This window comes from Nesterenkonia sp. K-15-9-6 (assembly GCF_052656005.1).
In genome coordinates this window covers 64,407-85,739 of record NZ_JBQYEY010000008.1, presented here as the reverse complement: position 1 = coordinate 85,739, position 21,333 = coordinate 64,407, and the positions used below count along the sequence as shown (strand labels likewise).

Below are 21,333 nucleotides of genomic sequence, written 5' to 3'. Positions count from 1 at the left end.
CTCGCTTCGTGACAGTTCAGGGGAGAGTCGCCGGACCAGGTGGCCGATGGGCCTCCCACAGGATACTGCGCCGCCCGCCGGCAAGGCATCCACGTCCGCTCTCAGCGGGAGGCGACGTGAGGGACGGACCGCGGCGTCGCGGCTCCAGCTGACCGGCGACCAGGGCCGCCAACGCCAGGCCGTACCCTCCCAGCTGGGTCCAGGTGAACACCTGGCCCAGCACCACCACACCCATCAGGGCGGCAGTGAGGGGCGAGAGCAGCCCCAACAGTGCCGTGGCGGTGACGGGCAGCCGCCGCAGTCCGTCGAACCACAGGCCGTAGGCCACCAGCCCGCCGACCAGCCCCAGCCACAGGTGGCCGAGCACCGCACCGGCGTCGAGACCGGTGGGCGGCCCCTCGACCAGGATTGCGGGGAGCAGCAGGACGACGCCGCCGGCGGCGAGCTGCCAACCCGCATAGCCCACGGGTCCCACCCCGTCGGGTCGGCCCCAGCGCTTGGTGAGGACCACTCCGAAGGCCATGCAGACGGCCCCGGCCAGGCCGGCGACCACGCCCAGCCCGTCCAGCGCCGCCGCCGGGCCGAGGACCACCATGCCCACACCGACCACCCCCAGCCCGCCCCACAACAACCGCCAGCGGCACAGCCGTTCGGAGAGCACGACGACCACCAGCAGGGTCACCAGCAGCGGCTGGACGGCGCCGAAGGTGGCCGCCACTCCCCCAGGAAGCCGCTCTGCCGCCAGGAACAGCAGCGGGAAGAACGCGCCGATGTTCAGCGTGCCGAGGACCAGGGACCGCCACCACCAGTGCCCGTGGGGCAGACGCTGCGCGATCAGCAGCGCCAGCAGCCCGGCAGGCAGCGCACGCAGCAGAGACGCGGTGAGCGGCCGGTCCGGAGGAAGCAGCTCAGTGGTCACCAGAAAGGTCGTGCCCCAGGCGATGGGGGCCAGGGCGGTCAGCACAGTGGTGCGCAGGACGGGGTTCATGGCACCAGCCTCCGCCAGCACTCATCGATGAGTCCAACACATCTTTGTCATCGCAACCATCGTGATGCACGATAGATGGATGGACCTGCAGCAGATCCGCTACGTGCTCGCCGTCGCCGAGCACCGTAGCTTCACGCGGGCAGCGCGGGCATGCTTCGTAGTGCAGTCCGCCCTCAGCCACCAGATCGCCGCCCTCGAGAAGGAGCTCGGCGTGCGGCTCTTCGCCCGCAGCAGCCGACGCGTCGAGCTGACCGCCTCCGGAGAGGCCTTCCTGCCGGCGGCACGCCAAGCCGTGGAGGCCGCCGAGCGGGCCGCGGCCGAGGCGGCCTCCGCCGCCGGAGAGATCCGCGGAACGGTGCGCATCGGGATCATCCCCACCGTCACCGCCGTCGATCTGCCGGCCCTGCTCCGCCTCCTCCACGAGGCCCATCCCGAGGTGACGGTGAGCCTGCGCATGGGGCGCAGCGACGAGATCGTCACCGAGATCCGGCACGGCCGGCTCGACATCGGGATCCTCGGGCTGGCGGCCGGCCAGTCACCCTCGGGGGTCAGCTCCCGAGAACTGGCGCGGGACCGGCACGTGGCCGTCGTCGCCCCGGACCATCGGCTGGCCCGCCGCCGGAGGGTCCGTCTCGAAGAGCTCGCCGACGAGCGCTTCGCCGACTTCCCCGCCGACTCCCCCGGGCGCACCCAGACGGACCTGGCCTTCGCCGAGGCCGGGCTGACCCGCGAGGTGGCCTTTGAGTCCACCACCGCGGACCTGATCCTCGGCCTGGTGCGTCAGCGGCTCGCCGTCGCGCTGCTGCCCTCCGCGCTCGACGACGAGTTCCAGGGTCTGCACACCCTTGACGTGATGAACGGACCGACGCGCACCGAGCATCTGGCCTGGGACGGGTTCAACACGTCCCCGGCCGCTGCGGCGCTGTTGGAGCTTCTGCCGGAGTGACCCCGCCCGCCCCGGCGGCTGATCAGTCGATCCCCACCTGGCGCCTGCCATGCCGGAGCCCGACCTCGTAGCCCACCAGGGCGATGATCCACAGGGCGGTGACCGGCAGGACGAACCACACCATGGCCGCGCTGAACGGCCCCAGCACGGCGTGATGGGAGGCGGCCATCACCAGATAGGCCACATACGAGGCGTAGAGGGCGACCAGCAGCGCACCCTCCCAGCGAGAGATCGCCTGGCCGGTGAAGGCCAGCGGCAGCAGCACCAGCGCGGTGGCGAGCATGACGGGCATGTCGAAGTGGATCGCCGCGGCCTCGACGTCGATGCCCGAGGGTGCGACGAGGGCGGTCACTCCGACCACGGCCCCGATGTTGAAGATGTTGGAGCCGACCAGGTTGCCCACGGCCATCTCCCGCTCGCCGCGCACGGCAGCGATGATGCTGGTGGCCAGCTCAGGCAGCGAGGTGCCGATGGCCACCACCGTCAGACCGATGATGAGGTCAGAGACTCCGAAGGCCTCGGCGATGTCGGTGGCCCCCGAGACGAGCATCTGCGCACCGACCACGAGCAGAGCCACGCCGACGGCGACCAGGACCAGGTCGGTGAGGACCGAGCGCAGCGTGGTGGCCCGCAGAGCCCGCATGAGTGGGCCCGGCTCCTCGCTCCACTCCTCCTCGACGCCGAGCGCAGGAACCCGGCCCTTCGACCGCTGACGTCGGGCATAGATGACCAGCGCCACCAGGTAGACGCCCAGGAGCACCAGCAGGAGGACCCCTTCCCAGGTGGCGATGCCGCCGTCGAGGGCCAGCACCACCAGCAGCACCGAGAAGACGATCATCACCGGGATGTCCGCGCGGATGAGCTGCAGGCGCACGGTCAAGGCGCCGAAGACCGCCGTGAGCCCCAGCACGAAGAGGATGTTGGCGATGTTGCTGCCCACCACATTGCCGATGGCCAGACCGGGGGATCCTGTCAGCGCCGCACCGGTGGAGACCGCCAGTTCGGGGCTGGAGGTGGCGAAGGAGACCACGGTCAGCCCCACGATCAGCGAGGACAGTCCGGCTGTGCGGCCCAGCGACCCCGCGCCGCGCACCAGCGCCTCGCCGCCGGCGACGAGCAGCACGAAGCCGCCCAGGAGCAGAAGAATGCTGAGAATGCTCACCGGTCCAGCCTACTCTCGAGCATCTGCTCAGGGCAGAAACCCTGGAGAGCCACACAGCGCCCGGTCTACTGTGGGGCCATGAGCCAGCAGCAGGGGGACCGCACGACGTGGCGACGCGCCTCGCCGGGAGCCCTTGCGCAGCAGGAGCCGCTGTGGCGCGAAGTGCTCGGTGCCCGCCTCCGTCGGCTGCGAAAGCACCAGGGGCGAACCCTGCATGAACTGGCCGCGGAGGCCGGACTGTCCCCGCAGTACCTCTCCGAGATCGAGCGGGGCCGCAAGGAACCCTCCTCGGAGATGATCGCCGCCATCGCCGGGGCACTCGGAATCGGGCTGGTGGATCTCACCCTCGAAGTCGCCGACGAGCTGCGCCGCGACACGCTCTCCTTCATCGGCTTCGCCCCCATCTCCGACCTGCGGACGCACACCGGCCCACCCCCACGCGACGTCAGTGCCTCCACCGTGGTCAGCCTCAGCGCCGTCGCCTGAGCCGCCGCGATCGACCCACCGGTCATTGAAACCTTTTACTCCCGCATGACGCCTGCTACTGTGCCGCACGTCATGTGATCTGCGACACATTCGGTCGCCGGGAGACTTTCGACCTCATCGTCGTCGTTCGCCCTCCGTGCTGACTTTGCAACGTTGCATGACAGTTCTGATCCCCACGAGAGGACGACATGACGACTCTTCCCGCGATGAACCATCCGCCGACGGCTCCCTCGACGCCACCCGCCTCCCCCGACGTCCGACGTCGACCCGGGCTCCTGAGGAGAGCATTCGGCGCCGCTCTCGCCGTGCTCGCCCTGCTGGCAGCCACTCTCACCGGCGGCGCACCCGCCATGGCGCAGCAGGACTGCGGCGGCGGAGACGCCGTCGTGACCGGCAGCCAGCAGCAGGGCTTCACCACCAGCTATCGCGGACAGACGGTCTATCAGGGTGAGAGCTACATCGTCGCCATCTGGGAGGCGGTCGGCAGCCTGACGCCAGGACGCACGTCCCAGGAGAGCGTCTCGGTGATGGCCAGCGGCTGGATCGGCCACCACACCATCGACCTGCCCAGCCACACCTCCTTCGAGGTCTGCGGCACCATGGACGTCGGCAACGCCACCGGTCGCGGCGCCATCGAAGCCTTCGGCGCGACGGATGTCGCCATCCCGCATCTGACCATGACCGGGCGCCCCTGGTTCGGACTCCACTTCGGCGCGGTGCGCGGGCTGCACCTGGGCCAGATCACCCTGGACCTCACCGGCGGCCTGGGCGTCCGCTTCGACCGCGAGAGCCCAGACAGCACCTCCGTGGTCATGGACCGCATCCACGTCTCCGGCACCGACAACCACGGGGTGGAGACGTGGAACGTCAACGGCCTCGACATCGGGGCGGTGATCGCCCGGGACGTCGGCTACGCAGGGCTGCTGCTGAACAACACGCGCAACGCACGCATCGGGCTGGTGGACGGCCACAATGTGGCCACCGGCACGGGCTACGCCACCTTCCGCATGGCCAACACCGCAGGACGCGCGGCCGACGGCGGATATGACACCAACGTCGTCGTGGACAAGGTGGTCGCCCACGGCGGCGGACGCGGCATCTTCTGCGTCTCCCAGTCCGGCGGGCTGCACGTCGGGGAGGTCGAGCTCAGCGGCCCCGGCGGCAACGCCGTGCTGATCGAGAACTGCTACAACGTCACCCTGGCCTCCGGCACCGTCGACGGCGGCGGGGAGGTCCGCATCGCCTCGCGCAGCGAGTTCCCCCTCACGCGTGATGTGAGCATCACCCTGGAGGTCAACGGCACCTCCGTCCGCGAGTCGCCCTGCGGGGAGAACATCACCTGGCGCATCACGGGGGACGCCCCTCAGCACATCTGCTGATCACGGAGCCGCCGCGATCGACACAGGCCCTGCTGCTGCGCGATCCACGAGTCACTTTCCCGTGCATCTCCGCACGCTGACACGTGTCAGACTCGGGATGATCGACGGGAATGTGACGCCTCGATGGAGGGATCACCCCGCGGCCGGGCTCGCCGCCGTCGTGGGGCGGGTGCTCAGCACCTCGTCCACGAGCCCGTAGTCCAGGGCCTCGGCGGCGGCGAACACCCGGTCGCGGTCCGTGTCCCGGCGCAGCTGGTCCGGGCCGCGACCGGTGTGACGAGCCAGGACCCGCTCGATCTCGCCCCGCACCCGGACCAGCTCGTCGGCGTGCAGGATGAGGTCCGGGATGGCGCCGCGGCCGGCACCGATCGCCGGCTGGTGGAGCACGATCCGGGTGTGCGGCAGCATGGACCGCATCCCGGGCTCTCCCCCGGCCAGCAGCACCGCGCCGGCGGCGAAGGCCTGCCCCACGCAGGTGGTGGCCACCGGCGCGCGGATGTACTGCATCGTGTCGTAGATGGCCAAGGTGGCCGAGGGGTCGCCGCCCTCGCAGTTGATGTACAGGTTCACCGGCACCTGGGGGTCCGCGGACTCCAGATGCAGCAGCTGCGCGATGATCGCATTGGCGACCCCGGAGTCGATGCCGGTGCCCAAGTAGATGATGCGCTCGGCGAGCAGCTGGGAGTAGACGTCCATGACCCGTTCGCCTCGGCCGTCCCGGCTGATCACATGCGGAATGGTGTAGGCGCTCATGATCCCTCCCCGTCGGCCCCCGGCGCGCTGCGCTCCACCTGGGAGGTGAGCCCCACCGGGCGGCGTCGTGCGCGCGGGATGATCGCGGAGAAGTCCGCGACGACGGCGTCGACGAAGCCGTAGTCCACCGCCTCGGCGGCGGTGAACCAGGTGTCCCGCAGGGAGTCCTCGAACACTCTCTCCGGCGGCTGGCCGGTGTCTGCGGCGATGAGCCCCAGCACGGTGTCCCGGGTGCTGCGCAGATCCTTCGCCTGCAGCTCGACGTCCACCGTGGAGCCCCCGATCCCCGAGGATCCCTGGTGCATGAGGATCTTGGCGTGCGGCAGGGCATGCCGGCGCCCGGGCTGACCGGCGGAGAGGAGGAACTGCCCGGCGCTGGCCGCCACGCCGAGCGCCAGGGTGGTCACCGGGCAGGGCACGGTGCGCATCAGGTCCCGCAGAGCCAGCATGGCCGGCACGGAGCCGCCCGGCGAGTGGATCCACAGGGCGATCTCGGTGTGCGGGTCGTCGGCGGCCAAGGTCATCAGCTGGGTCATCAGCAGCGTGCCGTTGTCGTCGTCGAGCACGCCGTCGAGGACCAGGACTCTGCGGTGGAGCATCTCCTGGCGGGCGGACTCGCCGAACAGCGGGGCTGCGGGGGTCTCATCACTCATGGTCCCAGGATCACCGTCGGCTCCCCGTCACAGCGACGAAACCTGCTGTCGGCTGATCCGCCGTGGGCTGATCAGCTGACAGCGGCGGCGGGCCTATGATGAGAGGAGCCGCGGGCGACGTCACCTCCGACGTCGCCTTCCCCACGTCCTCACTCTGAAGGAGCACCGCCTGTGGCGCTTGAAGCCGAGACCGTCATCTCCCACTCCGTCGACAAGATCGTGACCGCCTACGCCTCCCGTGACTTCCACCAGCACCTGGCCGACACCGTCGGCTCCACGCTGGAGAGCTTCGAGGTCAGCGGGGACACGGACGGCGCCTTCCAGGTGACCTCGCAGCAGTCGATGTCCGTGGACCGGCTGCCGGACATCGCCAAGAAGGTGATGAAGGGGCAGGTCACCGTGACGGTGACCGAACGCTGGTCGACGCCCGACGCCGACGGCTCCCGCCGCTCCGACATGGACGTGAAGATCCACTCGGCCCCCGTCAGCGCCGAGGCCTCCCAGGTGCTGCATGCGCGCGGGCCCGAGGAGACGCTGTCCACGGTGCGCGGCGAGGTCTCCACGTCGATCCCGCTGATCGGCAAGAAGCTCAAGGCCGCCGCCGAGCCGTACATGAAGAAGTTCGTCGCGGTGCAGTCCCGCGAAGTGGCGCAGTGGATCAGCGCGAACGGCTGAGCAGCGCTCTCTGAGAGGGGGCAGAACGCCGTCCGCCGGGTGCGCCTCAGCTCTGGTGGACGGTGTTCTGCGCTGCGGTGAGACCGTCGGTGATGATCAGCTCGACGGCGTCGGCGGCCCGGTCGATCACCTGCGGCAGGTCTTTCGCCTGTTCGGCGGAGAACTTCTGCAGCACGTAGTCCGCGGTGTCCATCCGTCCGGGCGGCCGCGAGACCCCGACCCTGACCCTGATGTAGTCGCGGTCCCCCTGCAGGTGCTGGGTGATGGACTTCAGCCCGTTGTGGCCGCCCTCGGAGCCGCCGCGTTTGAGCTTGAGGCGCCCGAAGTCCAGGTCGACCTCGTCGTGGACCACCACGAGTCGCTCGGGGTCGATGTCGAAGTAGTCCATCAGCCCGCGCACAGGCCTGCCCGAGGTGTTCATGTACCCCTCGGAGACGGCGAAGACCACCTTGGGCCCGCCTGCACCCAGACGGGCGGCCACGACCTGCGCTCCGACCTTGGTCCGTGTGTACTTCGCGTCCATGCGGTCCACGAGCTCATCGAGGACCATGTGTCCGATGTTGTGCCGAGTATGACGATAGCGGGGCCCGGGATTCCCGAGCCCCGCTATCAGCCAGGTGTCAGATGCCATGCCCCGCAGTCTATCGAGGCGTGGCCGTCGTGGGCGTCAGCTCACGCGTGTGGCGCTGATCAGGCGTCTTCGCCCTCACCGGACTCTTCGGCAGGAGCCTCGTCCGCAGCCTCGGCCTCCTCGGCACCCTCGTCCTCGCCCAGGTCCTGCGCAGTGGGCTCGTAGATGGTGACGACCGGGGACTCGAGGTCGGTCAGCGCGAGGGTGACGCCGGCCGGCAGCTGGAGGTGCTCCGGCAGGGCGTTCTCGTCGCGGTCGGTGATGTCGATGGAGATCGACTCCGGCAGGTGGGTCGCCTCGGCCTCGACGGCGACGGTCGGCTGGTCGAGCAGGTACTCGAAGCCGGAGGCCGGCTCACCGATGACCTCGACCGGGGCGTCGACGACGACCTTCTCACCCGAGCGGACGGCCAGCAGGTCCAGGTGGTCCACGCTGCGGTAGATCGCGTCGCGCTGGATGTCCTTGGGCAGGACGAGCTGCTTCTTGCCCTCGATGTCCAGGGTGATCAGCGCGTTGGGGTTGCGGACCGCCAGGGTGGTCTCGTGGTTGGGCAGCAGCAGGTGGATGGGGTCCTCACCGTGGCCGTAGACGACGGCGGGGATCTGGCCGCTGCGGCGGGCCTGGCGGGCGGCACCCTTGCCGAACTCGGTGCGGAGGGTCGCGGGGATGACGATCTTGTCAGCCATGATGTGTCCTTCGTCGGTTGTCTGGTGGAGTTCCAGGGCCTGGAGCCGGAACCGACGATTTCACGGGGCAGGTCGCCGCACACCTGGTGGAACACCGGGATTCCTCATCCCGGGCCGGGCGGCTGATGCGTCCTGTCCGTCGCCTCGTCGATCACGGAGTCACCGGCGGCCTGTACGGGCCGACGGCGCTCCCTCGCCTGGGCACAGTCGACCATGCTATCACGCACGCGCCGGGGCTTGTCCGGGCGAGAACGGGGCCACCATACTCGGTGCCATGAGCGATGATCCGACTGCCTCAGACGTGGCCGGGGCCCCCGCGCTGGAGGCGACCAGCCTGCGTGAGACCGAGAACCCGCGGCTGCTGCTGGTGCTCGTCCCCGGGTTGGGCACTGACGTCGCCTCCACCTGGGGGGCGGCGGCCGCACACCTTCCCGAGGACGTCTGGGCCGTGGGCCTGGATCTTCCAGGGCATGGCCGATCCGCACCGTGGACGGATGCGCCGGCCACGCCGTCGATGCCTCAGCTGGCCCGGGCCGTGGTCGACGCCGTGCAGCGCCTGCGCAGCACGCACCCGCGCCTGGAGCACAGCCCGCTGCGGGTGGCCGGCACCTCGCTGGCCGGCGGACTGACCCTGCAGCTGGCCGTCGAGCACGGCGCCGTCGTCGACTCCGCCACAGTGTTCGGAGGCCTTCCGCGATTCGGCACCGCCGAGGCCTGGCGGGACCGCGCCCAGCAGGTGCTCGACGACGGCACGGAAGCCTTGACGGAGGGCAGCATGCCCCGGTGGTTCTCCCCCGCGTTCCGCGCCTCCGCGCCAGAGGCAGTCCACGCAGTCATGGCCTCGCTCCGGGCGGCGGACGACTCCTCCTATGCCGCCCTGTGCACAGTGCTCAGCGGCTTCGACCTGCGCAAGGAGCTGCCCGCGATCTCCACACCTGTCCATCTGGTGGCCGGCGAGCTGGACCCGGTGGCTCCGCCGGAGGAGATCCGTGCGGCCGCCGAGGCGATCCCGGGAGCACGACTCACCGTCGTCGACGGCGTCGCACATCAGATCGCCGTCGAACGCCCCCAGAAGGCGGCGGAGCTGCTCAGCAGCTGAGGCACGGCCGGGCGTGGGCCCGGCAGCTCCTCCCCAGGCGAGGTGCTGTGATCCGCAGCACACCACCCCTGGTCCCTTTAATGTAATACCTGGTACGTTACTTGCCATGGTGACCTCCATCGCATCCGTCTGCCTCTCCGGCGGACTCACAGACAAGATCCACGCCTGCGCTGAAGCGGGCTTCGACGGCATCGAGATCATGGACTCCGACCTCACGGTGGCCCACGAGTCACCGGAGGAGATCCGCGCCCTCTGCGAGCGCCTGGGGCTCCGGATCGACATGTTTCAACCGTTCCGCGACGCCGAAGGCGTCGACGACGAGACCTTCGCCGACACGCTGAGGCGGGCCCGCGAGAAGTTCAGGACGGCAGGACGACTCGGCACCGACCTGATGCTGGTGTGCAGCAATGCCGGCACCGCCACTGTGGACGACGACGCCCTGGCAGCTCGCCAGCTCGGCGAGCTGGCGGACCTCGCCGCCGAACATGGGATCAGGCTGGCCTACGAGGCTCTCGCCTGGGGGCGGTTCGTCAACGACTATCGCCACGCCTGGCGGATCGTACAGATGGCCGACCGGCCGAATCTGGGAACCTGTCTCGACAGCTTCCACATCCTGTCCCGCGGGCACGACCCCTCCGCCATCGAGGACATCGATGGCGAGAAGATCTTCTTCCTGCAGCTGGCGGACGCGCCGGACCTGAGCATGGATGTGCTCTCCTGGAGCCGCCATCACCGACTCTTCCCCGGCGAGGGCTCCTTCGATCTGGTGACGTTCCTGCGCCATGTGCTGCGCGCCGGCTACACGGGACCGCTGTCCTTGGAGGTCTTCAACGACACGTTCCGTCAGACGGACACCCAGCGGACGGCCGCGCACGCGCGGCGATCCCTGACATGGCTGACTGACCGCGTGGCCGTCGCCGAGGGGCACCAGACGGGCCGCATCCCGCCGCCCCAGCCGCCGCGTGGAGTCGACTTCGTGGAGCTCGCGGGCGCGGACCTCTCGGCGGTCGACCACATGCTCGAGCAGCTGGGGTTCACCTTCCGCGGGACCCATCACCGCAAACCCGTCCGACTCTGGGCCTTCGGCTCAGCGCGCCTGATCCTCGATGAGCAGGACCGGCAGGAGGCACCGCACCTCTCAGGAATAGGGCTGTCCGTGGACGACGCGGCCCAGGCCTCCGGACGCGCCCAGGCCCTGGGGGCTCCCCCCGCGTTCCGTCGCACCTACGCCGGCGACCATGAACTGAAGGCCGTGGCGTCACCGGACGGCACTCAGGTGTACTGGAACGACCGACCCGCAGAGACCTGGGCGGAGGAGTTCGTCGGCGGCAACGATCCTGACGCCGACGTGATCGCCGTCGTCGACCACATCAATCTATCCTACCCCTGGCAGGACTTCGACGAAGCAGTGCTGTTCTCCACCAGCGTCCTCGGGCTGGACGCACAGGCCTCCTCCGAGGTTCCGGGGCCCCGAGGCCTGGTGCGCAGCCAGGTGATGCGCTCCCCGGACGGCGCGGTCCGAGTGCCGCTGAACCTGGCCCCGCCGACGGCCCCGAACCCGCCGCGCCATGTGGCGATCCGTTGCCGGGACGTGATCGGTGTGGCCGAGCGGGCTCGCGCGCGGGGACTGCACTTCCTGCCTGTGCCGGACAACTACTATGACGACCTCGCCGCCCGGTTCGCCCTCGACGGCGAACTCATCGATCGACTGCGCGGCCTGGATCTGCTCTACGACCGGGACGACGACGGCGAGTTCATCCACTTCTACACCCCGACGCTCGGGGACGTCTTCCTCGAGCTCGTGGAGCGCCGCGGCAGCTATGACGGCTATGGCGCGCCGAACGCTCCTGTGCGCCTGGCCGCCCAGCGCCCGCGGCCCTGACCCCTCCACCCTCCGGTCCTGCCGCTCCTGTTGACGCCTAATGTAATAACCGGTACGTTCGTAAGCACACCACGTGACTCCCGTCACATGCTCCCCGCTCCCCTGGGAGGGATCCCATGACACCACCGCCCCGCGGACCGCTTCGCCGAGCCGGACGGATGATCGACGCCCTGGAGATCTCCGCGGGCTCGGTGATGCTGCTGACGATCTTCGTGCTCGTCCTCATTCAGGCCGCCCAGCGCCACCTCCCCGGCGAGAGCCTGCCCTGGACGGGCGAAGTCTCTCGGTTCGCCCTGGCGTGGCTCACCTTCACCGTGGCCGGAGTCCTGATCAGCCGAGGCGGCCACATCACCCTGGAGGTGGTCGACATCCTGCCCAAGCCACGACTGATCCGTGCGGTCCAGGTGTTCGCCCTGGTCATCGTGGCCATCACAGCAGGGGCCTTCACACTGGAGGCCTGGGAGCTCGTGCAGACTCAGGGCGCCCTGCGCTCCCCGGTGCTCGGACTGTCCATGGCGCTGGTCTACGTGCCGGTCCTGCTGGGACTCATCAGCAGCACCGTCCGCGCCCTCATCGGCGCGGCCCGCATCGCGCTCCACGGACCCGTCCGGTCTGAGCTCGCCGAGGAGGTGGCCCGATGACACTACTGCTGCTGGCCCTGGCCATCGCGGTCCTGCTCGTCCTGCGGGTCCCGGTCGCCTTCGCCTTTCTGGGACCCTCGCTCGTCTACATGCTCGTCCACGGACACTCCTCCGGCATGAGCCTGCGCCAAGTCACCGACGCCGCCCAGAGCTTTCCGCTGCTCGCGGTCCCACTCTTCGTCTTCCTCGGCGCGCTGGCCAACCATGCCGGAATCGCGGACCAGCTCTTCCGGTTCGCGCTGGCGCTTCTGGCCCGCCTGCGCGGCAATCTCGGCTATGTCACCGTCGGGGTCAGCGTCGGCTTCTCCTGGATGAGCGGCTCTGCGGTCGCCGACGCGGCCGCCCTCGGCAAGGTCCAGATCCCGGCGATGCTGCGCAACGGCTACAGCCGCCGGTTCGCCACCGGAATCTCCGCGACCTCCTCCCTCATCGCTCCCGTCATGCCGCCGAGCATCCCCGCGGTGATCTTCGCCGGACTGGCCGCCGCGTCCACCGGCGCGCTGTTCGCCGCCGCCGTCATCCCGGCCCTCGCCGTGGCCCTCGGCCTGCTCGTCGTCGTCTTCCTCCTGGTGCGCCGCGAACCAGGGGTCAGCCGGGGGACCTTCGACGCCCGGGAGCTGCTGGCTTCGACCCGAGGGGTGCTGCTGCCGGCCCTGACTCCGGTGATCATCCTGGGTGGGATCCTCGGCGGCTGGTTCACCCCCACGGAGGCGGCCTCAGTGGCCGTGGCCTACGTCCTGCTGATCGCCCTGGTCCAACGGTCGCTGTCCTGGTCGGGCTTCCTGACCGCAGTGCGCGAGACGGTGGTGACCACCGCCGGCATCATGCTCATCGTCGCCTCGGCCGCGCTGCTGGGCCACATCCTGGCCAGAGAGCGTCTCCCCCAGCTCATGACGGAGCTGCTGTTCGGCATCACGGAGAACCCCGTCCTGTTCCTGCTGCTCATCGCCGGGCTGATGCTGGTCCTGGGGACGGTCATCGACGCCACGGCCGTCCTGGTGCTGACCGTGCCGGTCCTGCTGCCGATCGCCGTCCAGTACGGCGTCGACCCCATCGTGCTCGGCGTGGTGCTCATCCTGTCTCTGATGATCGGCCTCCTGACGCCGCCGGTCGGCACCGTCCTGTTCGTGACGGCGGCCGTCTCGGAAACACGCGTGGGCGAAGTGTTCCGCGGAGCGCTGCCGTTCATGATCCCGGCCGTGGTCGTCACGGTGCTGGTGATCCTCTTTCCCGAAGCCGTGCTGTTCATCCCGGAGGTGCTGGGCCTGTGACCGAATCCGAAGACCGTGCTGCGGACCGTGCTGTGCTGATCGGCCTGATCGGCCATGGTGTGGGACCGTCTCTGACGCCCCGCATGCATGAGCTGGAGGGGGCCCGCCACGGGCTGCGGCACATCTATCGGACCGTGGAGTTCCCCGAGACGCAGGACCCAGCGGCGGCATTGGATCACCTGCTCTCCAGCGCCGAGGCCTTCGGCTTCGACGGGCTCAACCTGACCCACCCGGTCAAACAGACGGTGATCCCGCTGCTGGATGAGCTCTCCGGGCCTGCCCGGCGGGTCGACGCCGTCAACACCGTGGTCTGGCGCGAGGGTCGGCGCGTCGGCCACAACACGGACGTCTCCGGCTTCTCCGCCTCCCTCGAGGACGCGATGGGCCGCACACACCGGGGGCGCGTCGTGCTGCTCGGCGCCGGCGGAGCGGGCTCCGCGGCGGCCCATGCCCTCGCCGCGGCCGGCGTGGAGGACCTGACCGCCGTCGACGTCGATCGCCGCCGGGCCGGCGAGGTCGCGGAGGCGGTGGCCCGGCATCACGAGGTGGCCAGCGTCCCGGCGACTCCTGAGGACCTGCCGGCGCTGCTCGCCGACGCTGACGGATTGGTCAACGCCACGCCGATCGGCATGGCCCACCACCCGGGCACTCCCGTCGACCGGCGCCACCTGCATCCCGGACTCTGGGTGTGCGACGTCATCTACCGGCCCGTGGAGACCCAGCTTCTCCTCGAGGCCCGTGCCCTGGGCTGCCGGACCGTCAGCGGCCTCGGCATGGCGATGCACCAGGCCGCCGAGGCCTTCGAGATCTTCACCGGCGAACCGGCCGACCGGCACGCGATGCTGGCCGATCTCCAGTCTCTGGTCGCCGCCGAACAGAACCTGTCCCCCACTCCCCGTTGAAAGGTCGCATCATGACACGCACGACGAAACTCCCGGTCCTCCTGACGCTGGCGACGGTGCCGGCGCTGGCCCTGGTCGGCTGCGGAGGCGACGGCGGCGACGCCGCCGAGGGCTCAGTCTCTCTGACCCTGGCCCACAGCTACAACGACGACCAGCCGCAGGCCCGCTGCGGAGCCGACCTCATCAAGGAGGAGGTGGAGGCCGCCGACGTCGGACTCGAGATCGAGATCTTCGGGTCCAGCCAACTCGGCGGGGACGCCGACCGGATCGCCTCCGTGGCCTCCGGTGACATCGATCTCGACATCCAGGGAGCCTCCGCGCTGGGGGCGGTGCACGAGCCGATCAGCGTCCTGGACGCCGCCTATGTGTTCGATGACGCCGAGCACCTGGCCGCCTTCATGGACAGTCCTGAGGGCCAGGCGGTGGTGGAGGACTTCGCGGACTCCGCAGGCATCCACACCCTCGGCGCCTGGTCCGCCGGGGCCCGTCACTTCACCGCTGACGATCCCATCCGCTCCCCGGAGGACCTCTCCGGTCTGCGGATCCGCTTCCCCGGCTCCCCCCAGTTCCTGATGAACGCCCGCGCCCTGGGCGCCGACGCGACCGAAGTGGCCTACGAGGAGCTGTACCTCTCCCTGCAGCAGGGCGCGGTGGACGGTCAGGAGAACCCGATCACCAACATCGATTCGGAGAACCTGTCCGAGGTGCAGGACTACCTGAGCCTCTCCGCCCACCAGCTCAACACGAACCTGGTCATCATGTCCGACCGCTGGGAGGAGCTCGACGACGCCCAGCAGGAGGCCCTGACCTCCGCCGTGGAGTCCGCGGTGGCGTCGGTGACCGACTGCGTGGCCGAGGACGAGGAGGCCACCCTCGACGAGTGGCGCGCCGGAGACGACTGGGAGGTCATCGACGACGTCGACGTCGACGCCTTCCAGGACCAGGCGCTCGACTACCTGGATGAGGCGCTGGACGACGAGTCGCACGACGTCTTCGAGGCCATCCGATCCACCAGCGAGTGAGCCGCTTGGCCGCGGGTCTGGTCGAGACCGTCACCGGGGCGGTGCCGGGCGAACAGCTCGGCACCACGCTGGTCCACGAGCATCTCTTCGTGGGTGATCCGCAGCTGGCCCGGGACCTCCCCCACCCCGAATGGGAGGAGTCCACGGCCGTGGACGAGGCCGTCGACCTCCTGACACGCCTCGCGGCCCTGGGGGTCGACAGCATCGTCGACCTCACCGTGCCGGGCCTGGGGCGGGACGTCCGGCTCATCCAGGAGGTCGCCCGCCGAGCTCCGGTGCGCGTGCTGGCCGCCACCGGGTGGTACACGATGGATGCCCTGCCGCCGTTCTTCCATCTCAACGGTCCAGGGAGGACCGTCGATGGACCGGATCCTCTGGTGGAGCTGTTCCGGCGGGATGTCACCGACGGCATCGCCGGCACCGGGGTGCGGGCGGCGATCATCAAGGTGGCCTCCGGCGCACGGGGCCTCACCGAGGATGTGGCGCGGGTGTTCGCCGCCGCCGCCACAGTGCACCGGGCCACCGGCGTGCCCATCATCACCCACTCTGACCCGGCCACGCGCAGCGGGATCGAACAGCAGCGGCTGCTCCGGGACCTCGACGTCTCGATGGACAGTGTGGTGATCGGACATGCCGGAGACTGCCCCGACGGCGCACGGCTGCGACGCCTGGCGCAGGCCGGTTCCTTCCTCGGCTTCGACCGGTTCGGCATGGCGCACACCGGCGACGACGAGGACCGCCTCCGCAGGCTGCTCGACCTTCTGGAGGCGGGCTATGACCGTCAGCTCCTGCTCTCTCAGGACGCCGCAGTGTTCAGCCGAGTCACCCCGCCGTCGTGGCGGCAGGCCCATGCACCCTCCTGGCGGATGGACCATCTGCATACGGAGATCCTCCCGCGGCTGCGCCGCCTGGGGGTGGACAGCAGACTTGAGCATCAGCTGCTGGTGGAGAACCCCCGACGTCTGCTCGCCGGCCGGCGAGACGGTTCTGATAATCTCGCGGAGCGAGAGGGGAGGTTCCCGTGAGCGAGACGCACATCCGGCAGCGCGACGCTGTCCGCACCCGTGCCGAGCTTCTCGACGTGGCCACCGAGGTCTTCGCCGACTCCGGCTACTCCGGTGCTCGCATCGATGAGATCGCCCGCCGCACCCGCACGACCAAGCGGATGATCTACTACTACTTCGGCGGCAAGGAGCAGCTGTACTTGGCCGTGCTGGAGAAGGCCTACCGAGGCATCCGCGACAAGGAACAGACCCTCCACGTCCATGACCTGGACCCGGCGGAGTCCCTGCGCCGGCTGGCGGAGCTGACCTATGACCACCATCTCGAGAACACCGAGTTCATCCGCCTGGTGGCGATCGAGAACATCCACCGGGGTCGCTTCATCCGGCAGATCGAGTCGCTGCGCGACCTCGGCAAGCCTGCCCTGGGCCTCTTGGAGGACATCCTCGCCCGCGGGCGCGAGGACGGCTCGTTCCGTGACGACGTCGACGCCGTCGACGTGCACCTGCTGATCAGCGCCTACTGCGTGTTCCAGGTGGCCAACCGTTACACCTTCGGGCATCTGTTCGAGCTGGAGCTGGAGGCCTCCGAGAACCGTGACCGGCTGAGGTCCGTGATCGGCGACGTCGTGGTGGCCTGGCTGACGAACCCGGAGGACCGCCCCACGGGCTGATCTCCCCGCCGGAACGACGACGGCGCCGCCCCTGATCTCAGGGCGGCGCCGTCGTCGTGTGTGCGGGTGGGCCTCAGGCGTTGCCGTCGAACAGCGAGGTGACCGAGCCGTCGGCGAAGACCTCGTGGATGGCCCGAGCCAGGATCGGGGCGATCGAGAGCACGGTGAGCTGCTCGAAGCGCTTCTCTGCCGGGATCGGCAGCGTGTTGGTGACCACGACCTCCCGGGCGCCGCAGGCGGCCAGCCGCTCGGCGGCCGGGTCGGAGAACACGGCGTGGGTCGCGGCGATGATGACGTCCTTGGCCCCGGCATCCTTGAGGACCTTCACGGCACCGGAGATCGTGCCCCCGGTGTCGATCATGTCATCGATGAGCACACAGGTGCGGCCCTCGATCTCGCCGACGACCTGCTTCGAGACGGCCTTGTTCGGCATGGTCAGATCGCGGGACTTGTGCACGAAGGCCAGCGGTGCACCCCCCAGGCGCTCCGCCCACTGCTCGGCCACGCGGACGCGCCCGGTGTCCGGGGAGACGACGGTGATCTCGTCGTCGGCGACCTGCTCGCGGATGTAGTCGGCCAGCAGCGGCACCGCGAAGAGATGGTCCACCGGGCCGTCGAAGAAGCCCTGGATCTGGGCGGTGTGCAGGTCCACGCTCATGATGCGGTCTGCACCGGCGGTCTTGTAGAGGTCGGCCACCAGCCGGGCCGAGATGGGCTCACGGCCGCGTCCCTTCTTGTCCTGGCGTGCGTAAGGGTAGAACGGGGAGACCACGGTGATCCGCTTGGCGGAGGCACGCTTCATGGAGTCGACCATGATGAGCTGCTCCATCAGCCAGTTGTTCAGCGGCCAGGGGTGGGACTGCAGCAGGAACACGTCCTTGCCGCGCACCGACTCGGAGGACCGCACGTAGAGCTCGCCGTTGGCGAAGTCGTAGGCGCTCATCGGCAGCAGCTCAGTGCCGAGCTCCGTGGCGATCTCCTCGGCCAGTTCGGGGTGGGCACGCCCCGAGGCGACCACCAGGGTCTTCTCGCCGCTCAGCCTGATCTCATCCATGCTGTAGTTCCTTCTCTCCGGTTCCCTGGGGTGTCACTGCTTACTCGGAGTCTGTGTTCGGCTCGGTGCGGCCCGCCTGCTGGGCGGCCTGGGCGGCCGCGGAGCCGGGCCGCTTCCGCTCCACCCAGCCGTCCGCATTGCGCTGCGGCGCCACCGACAGCGCCAGGGCCCCCGCCGGCACGTCCTTGCGAACCACGGCGCCGGCACCGGTGTAGGCGCCGTCTCCGACCTCCACGGGCGCCACGAATACCGTGTTGGAGCTGGTGCGGACATGGCTGCCGATGACGGTGCGGTGCTTGTTCTCACCGTCGTAGTTGGCGGTGATGTTGCCGCAGCCGATGTTGGTGTGCTCGCCGATGGTCGCATCCCCGGCGTAGCCGAGGTGGGAGAGCTTGGAGCCCCGGCCGATGGTGACGTTCTTGGTCTCGTAGAACGCGCCGATCTTGCCCTCAGGACCGAGGTCGGTGCCGGGCCGCAGGTAGGCGAAGGGACCGACCGTCGCGCCGTCGCCGATCCGGGCGCCGGAGCCATGGGTGCGCACCACCGAGGCGCCCTCCCCCACGACCACGTCGGTCAGGGTGGTGCCCGGGCCGACGACGGCGTCGCGACCGATCCGGGTCTCGCCGTGCAGCTGGGTGCCGGGCAGGACGGTGGTGTCCTCCTCCAGGACCACGGTGGCGTCGATCCAGGTGGTGGCGGGGTCCACCACAGTGGTCCCGGCGCGCATCGCGGCCTCCACGGTGCGCCGGTTCAGCTCGGCGCCGAGAGCCTGCAGCTGGACTCGATCGTTGGCGCCCTCGACCTGCCAGCGGTCCTCAGTGACGACCGCGGCCACTCGACCGCCCTCGGCGCGGGCCAGGGCTAGCACGTCGGTCAGGTACTTCTCCCCCTGCGCGTTGTCGGTCGTGACCTGACTCAGTGCGCGGGTGAGAACCTCCGCGTCGAAGGCGTAGATGCCGGAGTTGATCTCACGGACCTCGCGCTGGGCGGGGCTGGCGTCCTTGTGCTCCACGATGCCGGTGACCGAGCCGTCGTCGGCACGGATGATGCGCCCGTAGCCGGAGGCGTCGTCGAGGACCGCGGTGAGCACGGTGGTCGCGTTGCCTTCGGCCTCGTGGGTGCTGACCAGCTCGGCGAGCATCTCGGTGGTCAGCAGCGGCACATCGCCGTAGGTGACCACGATGGTCCCGCTCAGCTCAGCGGCCTCAAGGCCGGTCAACGCTGCCAGGCCGCATTCGACGGCGCGGCCGGTGCCGGGGATCTCATCCTGGTCCGCAATGACGGCCTGCGTGCCCAGCGAGTCGATATGAGCGGCCACCGTGTTCCGCTGGTGCCGGACCACCGCCACGAGGTGCTCAGGGTGCAGACCCGCCGCGGCGGACAGAGCGTGCCCGATCATGGAGCGCCCACCGATGCTGTGCATGATCTTCGGTGTGCGGGACTTCATCCGGGTACCCGCCCCTGCGGCGAGGACGATCACTGCGGCGGGACGGGTCTCGGGTACAGCCACGGGCAGAAGCTCCTTGACGTGGGAATCGGAGAACCCCTCAATCCTAACGGCGGCGAGGCCATGAGGGGCCGTTCCGCCCCTAGGACTCGAACCTAGACTGCACAGCTCCAAAGGCTGGCGTGCTGCCATTACACCAGGGCGGAGTGCGGGCCGGTGACCGCGCGTGGTTCATCTTCGCATGGGAGACCCATCAAGTTCACATCTTGACTTCCCTATCGCGAACATCTATATTTACTTCTGTGAACACCAGCGAAGATCCTCGGGGATCTCTTCACAGACGGGAAGAATCATGACACGCACTGCACTGGCCACCGGATCCGTCGGCATCGCGCTTCTGACACTGACCGGCTGCGTCACCCTCGGCCCCGGAGAGAGCCAGGTGGACTCGGCATCGACCCCGGCGCCCGAGGCGGAGCGGACCAGCCACGAGCACCGGGGGTCCTCCCTGGCCCATCCCGTGGAGGACGCCGAGGTCTTCACTCACATGCTCGAGACGCGGGAGACCGTGGAGACCCTGCGCGCCGAGATGGTCATGACCTTCGAACTCGACGCCCTCTGGACCGCTCAGGACCAGCGGTTGGAGATGACCGCTGAGGGGGCTGAGGACTTCTCCGAGGTCTTCGTCATCGGATCCCTCACAGAAGACGGACAGGTGGTGGAGTCCTTCGAGACCTACATCACGGACGGGATGGCGATCTCCACCACCGACGACGGAGGCTGGGAGGACGACCCCGGAGTCAAGCCGGCGGACGGCGAGGACGACAGCCGGTACAGCCGCGTGGTGCAGGGCATCGGCGACCTGGAGCAGCTGCTCGAGGTCACCTTCGACGACGATGCCTACACACTCAGCTACAGCGGCAGCGACCCGGCGGCCTTCGACGCCTTCGAAGAGCCCTTCTCCCTGAGCCTCGACGGCTATGAGCCGGAGGACACCGATATGACCGTCGACGCCGTGGTCGACCCCGAGACCTTCTATGTGGAGGAGCTCTCCTTCACGCTGCACACGAAGGACTCGCCGCACCCGGTCGACCTCGGTATGGAGATCACCGCGGAGTACTCCCAGTTCAACGAGATCCCGGCGCTGGAGATCCCCGAGGACGTCCTCGAGGAGGCCTACGGATCACAGGAGTGAGCACAATCTCCCGTTCTGGCCGCCGCTGAGCCCACAAGGACCTCTCAGAAGAGGTCCTTGTGGCGCGTGTAGTGATCCAGGGCAGGCCCGACGGAGCCGAGCCCATAGGTCCGCAGCACCTCGGCCAACCCGGGAGCACTCCCTTCGAGCTGGTCGGCGGCCTCCTTGATCTGCTGCCCCGACGCCACAGCCCGCAGCAGGTGGCGCACACCCGCGACGACGGCGGCATCCCCACCTTCGGCCGAGACCATCGAGGTCGTCCGGGTGAAGCGCCCGGTCGACGACCTGATCCCTTCGAGCCGACCCGGAATCTCTGCCGGCTCCACAGCACCCTGATCCAGCTGCTCGGCGAGCTCATCGAGAGCCTGGAGCCGCTGAAGGACCGCCGGATTGCCGATCTTCACCCGCTGGGCGCTGTTGAGCTGAGAGAGCATCGGCGCAGACATCCCCAGCACACCGGCCAGCTCGGACTGATTCATGCCGAAGGCCTGCTTGACCCGGCCGAAGATCCCGGACAGCGGCTCGCCATAGGCGGCCCGCTGAGCCTCGATGTTCTCCTCCACCGTCATGGACGCCTCCTCTCCATCCGTCACCGTCATTCACTCATGCGAAGTCTACTCCGCCGGGGGACGGCATGCGACGGCACCCGAACACCGGAGCACACCCCCGCCCCACCGGACCATCCCCCATGGAGCTGGTGCTTCACCGGATGACACCTGAGGGCCACCATGAAGACCCTTGACTTTGCAGTCGCAACTCCTTAGAGTTGCTAGTGCAAAGTTCATC

The 21,333-nt window shown here is 69.3% G+C and carries 22 protein-coding genes and 1 tRNA gene; 13 read left to right on the top strand and 10 right to left on the bottom strand.

The genetic code is table 11. The features are described from left to right. Positions 1-16: 16 nt before the first annotated feature. The gene (locus tag SD455_RS07125) at positions 17-988 is read right to left on the bottom strand and encodes an EamA family transporter (RefSeq protein WP_445507649.1); all 972 of its coding nucleotides are present in this window, start codon (positions 986-988) and stop codon (positions 17-19) included. A 79-nt stretch (positions 989-1,067) separates the two neighbouring features. Between SD455_RS07125 and SD455_RS07120 the strand changes: the two genes are divergently transcribed. Continuing rightward, complete coding sequence (locus tag SD455_RS07120) at positions 1,068-1,934, top strand: LysR family transcriptional regulator (RefSeq protein ID WP_445507648.1); 867 nt, start codon at positions 1,068-1,070, stop codon at positions 1,932-1,934. Positions 1,935-1,956: 22 nt separating this feature from the next. On the opposite strand, the gene SD455_RS07115 is transcribed toward SD455_RS07120, so the two are convergent. Beyond that, positions 1,957-3,096: a calcium/sodium antiporter gene (locus SD455_RS07115; RefSeq protein ID WP_311025935.1), complete on the bottom strand. Its 1,140-nt coding sequence runs from the start codon at positions 3,094-3,096 to the stop codon at positions 1,957-1,959. A 78-nt stretch (positions 3,097-3,174) separates the two neighbouring features. Between SD455_RS07115 and SD455_RS07110 the strand changes: the two genes are divergently transcribed. Next, positions 3,175-3,582, top strand: a complete 408-nt coding sequence (locus SD455_RS07110) for a helix-turn-helix domain-containing protein (protein WP_445507647.1) — start codon at positions 3,175-3,177, stop codon at positions 3,580-3,582. 188 nt (positions 3,583-3,770) lie between these two features. After that, positions 3,771-4,961, top strand: a complete 1,191-nt coding sequence (locus SD455_RS07105; RefSeq protein ID WP_445507646.1) for a hypothetical protein — start codon at positions 3,771-3,773, stop codon at positions 4,959-4,961. Between the two features lie 132 nt (positions 4,962-5,093). Here the strand turns inward: SD455_RS07105 and SD455_RS07100 are convergent, their stop codons facing one another. Continuing rightward, positions 5,094-5,714 carry a ClpP family protease gene (locus SD455_RS07100; protein ID WP_070161543.1) on the bottom strand — a complete coding sequence of 207 codons (621 nt, stop codon included), beginning with the start codon at positions 5,712-5,714 and terminating at the stop codon, positions 5,094-5,096. After that, positions 5,711-6,367: a ClpP family protease gene (locus SD455_RS07095; RefSeq protein ID WP_070161545.1), complete on the bottom strand. Its 657-nt coding sequence runs from the start codon at positions 6,365-6,367 to the stop codon at positions 5,711-5,713. The genes SD455_RS07100 and SD455_RS07095 overlap by 4 nt, the downstream gene beginning before the upstream one ends. A gap of 171 nt (positions 6,368-6,538) precedes the next feature. Here SD455_RS07095 and SD455_RS07090 point away from each other — a divergent pair, with 171 nt between their 5' ends. Further along, positions 6,539-7,042 carry a DUF2505 domain-containing protein gene (locus tag SD455_RS07090; RefSeq protein ID WP_070161547.1) on the top strand — a complete coding sequence of 168 codons (504 nt, stop codon included), beginning with the start codon at positions 6,539-6,541 and terminating at the stop codon, positions 7,040-7,042. 46 nt (positions 7,043-7,088) lie between these two features. Here SD455_RS07090 and pth read toward each other — a convergent pair whose 3' ends face one another. Both pth and SD455_RS07080 read right to left on the bottom strand, forming a co-directional pair. After that, complete coding sequence (gene pth, locus SD455_RS07085; RefSeq protein WP_311025939.1) at positions 7,089-7,673, bottom strand: aminoacyl-tRNA hydrolase; 585 nt, start codon at positions 7,671-7,673, stop codon at positions 7,089-7,091. Between the two features lie 59 nt (positions 7,674-7,732). Next, complete coding sequence (locus SD455_RS07080) at positions 7,733-8,359, bottom strand: 50S ribosomal protein L25/general stress protein Ctc (RefSeq protein ID WP_070161552.1); 627 nt, start codon at positions 8,357-8,359, stop codon at positions 7,733-7,735. Positions 8,360-8,633: 274 nt separating this feature from the next. On the opposite strand from SD455_RS07080, the gene SD455_RS07075 reads away from it, so the two are divergent. The 8 genes from SD455_RS07075 (at position 8,634) to SD455_RS07040 (ending at position 16,851) form a co-directional block, all read left to right on the top strand. Continuing rightward, entirely contained in the window at positions 8,634-9,458 is an 825-nt protein-coding gene (locus SD455_RS07075; protein WP_445507645.1) for an alpha/beta fold hydrolase, read from the top strand. Between the two features lie 106 nt (positions 9,459-9,564). After that, positions 9,565-11,340: a bifunctional sugar phosphate isomerase/epimerase/4-hydroxyphenylpyruvate dioxygenase family protein gene (locus SD455_RS07070; RefSeq protein WP_445507644.1), complete on the top strand. Its 1,776-nt coding sequence runs from the start codon at positions 9,565-9,567 to the stop codon at positions 11,338-11,340. A gap of 116 nt (positions 11,341-11,456) precedes the next feature. Next, positions 11,457-11,981 (top strand): TRAP transporter small permease, encoded by a 525-nt coding sequence (locus SD455_RS07065; protein ID WP_445507643.1) that lies wholly within the window; start codon positions 11,457-11,459, stop codon positions 11,979-11,981. Further along, a complete protein-coding gene (locus SD455_RS07060) occupies positions 11,978-13,252 on the top strand; it encodes a TRAP transporter large permease (protein WP_311025943.1) in 1,275 nt (424 codons plus the stop codon). Before SD455_RS07065 ends, SD455_RS07060 begins: the two co-directional genes overlap by 4 nt. After that, complete coding sequence (locus tag SD455_RS07055) at positions 13,249-14,154, top strand: shikimate dehydrogenase (RefSeq protein ID WP_445507642.1); 906 nt, start codon at positions 13,249-13,251, stop codon at positions 14,152-14,154. The genes SD455_RS07060 and SD455_RS07055 overlap by 4 nt, the downstream gene beginning before the upstream one ends. A gap of 11 nt (positions 14,155-14,165) precedes the next feature. Continuing rightward, entirely contained in the window at positions 14,166-15,176 is a 1,011-nt protein-coding gene (locus SD455_RS07050; protein WP_445507641.1) for a DctP family TRAP transporter solute-binding subunit, read from the top strand. Continuing rightward, a complete protein-coding gene (locus tag SD455_RS07045) occupies positions 15,173-16,201 on the top strand; it encodes a phosphotriesterase family protein (RefSeq protein WP_445507640.1) in 1,029 nt (342 codons plus the stop codon). Before SD455_RS07050 ends, SD455_RS07045 begins: the two co-directional genes overlap by 4 nt. After that, on the top strand, positions 16,198-16,851 hold the full coding sequence (locus SD455_RS07040) for a TetR/AcrR family transcriptional regulator (protein ID WP_445507639.1): 654 nt from the start codon (positions 16,198-16,200) through the stop codon (positions 16,849-16,851). The genes SD455_RS07045 and SD455_RS07040 overlap by 4 nt, the downstream gene beginning before the upstream one ends. Before the next feature lie 73 nt (positions 16,852-16,924). Here the strand turns inward: SD455_RS07040 and SD455_RS07035 are convergent, their stop codons facing one another. The 3 genes from SD455_RS07035 to SD455_RS07025 all read right to left on the bottom strand — a co-directional run bounded on the left by SD455_RS07035 (position 16,925) and on the right by SD455_RS07025 (position 19,558). Beyond that, the gene (locus SD455_RS07035) at positions 16,925-17,905 is read right to left on the bottom strand and encodes a ribose-phosphate diphosphokinase (RefSeq protein WP_085437917.1); all 981 of its coding nucleotides are present in this window, start codon (positions 17,903-17,905) and stop codon (positions 16,925-16,927) included. A 40-nt stretch (positions 17,906-17,945) separates the two neighbouring features. Continuing rightward, entirely contained in the window at positions 17,946-19,352 is a 1,407-nt protein-coding gene (glmU, locus tag SD455_RS07030; protein WP_445507678.1) for a bifunctional UDP-N-acetylglucosamine diphosphorylase/glucosamine-1-phosphate N-acetyltransferase GlmU, read from the bottom strand. 134 nt (positions 19,353-19,486) lie between these two features. Then, positions 19,487-19,558 (bottom strand) — tRNA-Gln (locus SD455_RS07025). A gap of 146 nt (positions 19,559-19,704) precedes the next feature. On the opposite strand from SD455_RS07025, the gene SD455_RS07020 reads away from it, so the two are divergent. Then, entirely contained in the window at positions 19,705-20,547 is an 843-nt protein-coding gene (locus SD455_RS07020; RefSeq protein WP_085437918.1) for a DUF6612 family protein, read from the top strand. A 44-nt stretch (positions 20,548-20,591) separates the two neighbouring features. Here SD455_RS07020 and SD455_RS07015 read toward each other — a convergent pair whose 3' ends face one another. Next, positions 20,592-21,116 (bottom strand): hypothetical protein, encoded by a 525-nt coding sequence (locus SD455_RS07015; protein ID WP_070158417.1) that lies wholly within the window; start codon positions 21,114-21,116, stop codon positions 20,592-20,594. Between the last annotated feature and the right edge of the window lie 217 nt (positions 21,117-21,333).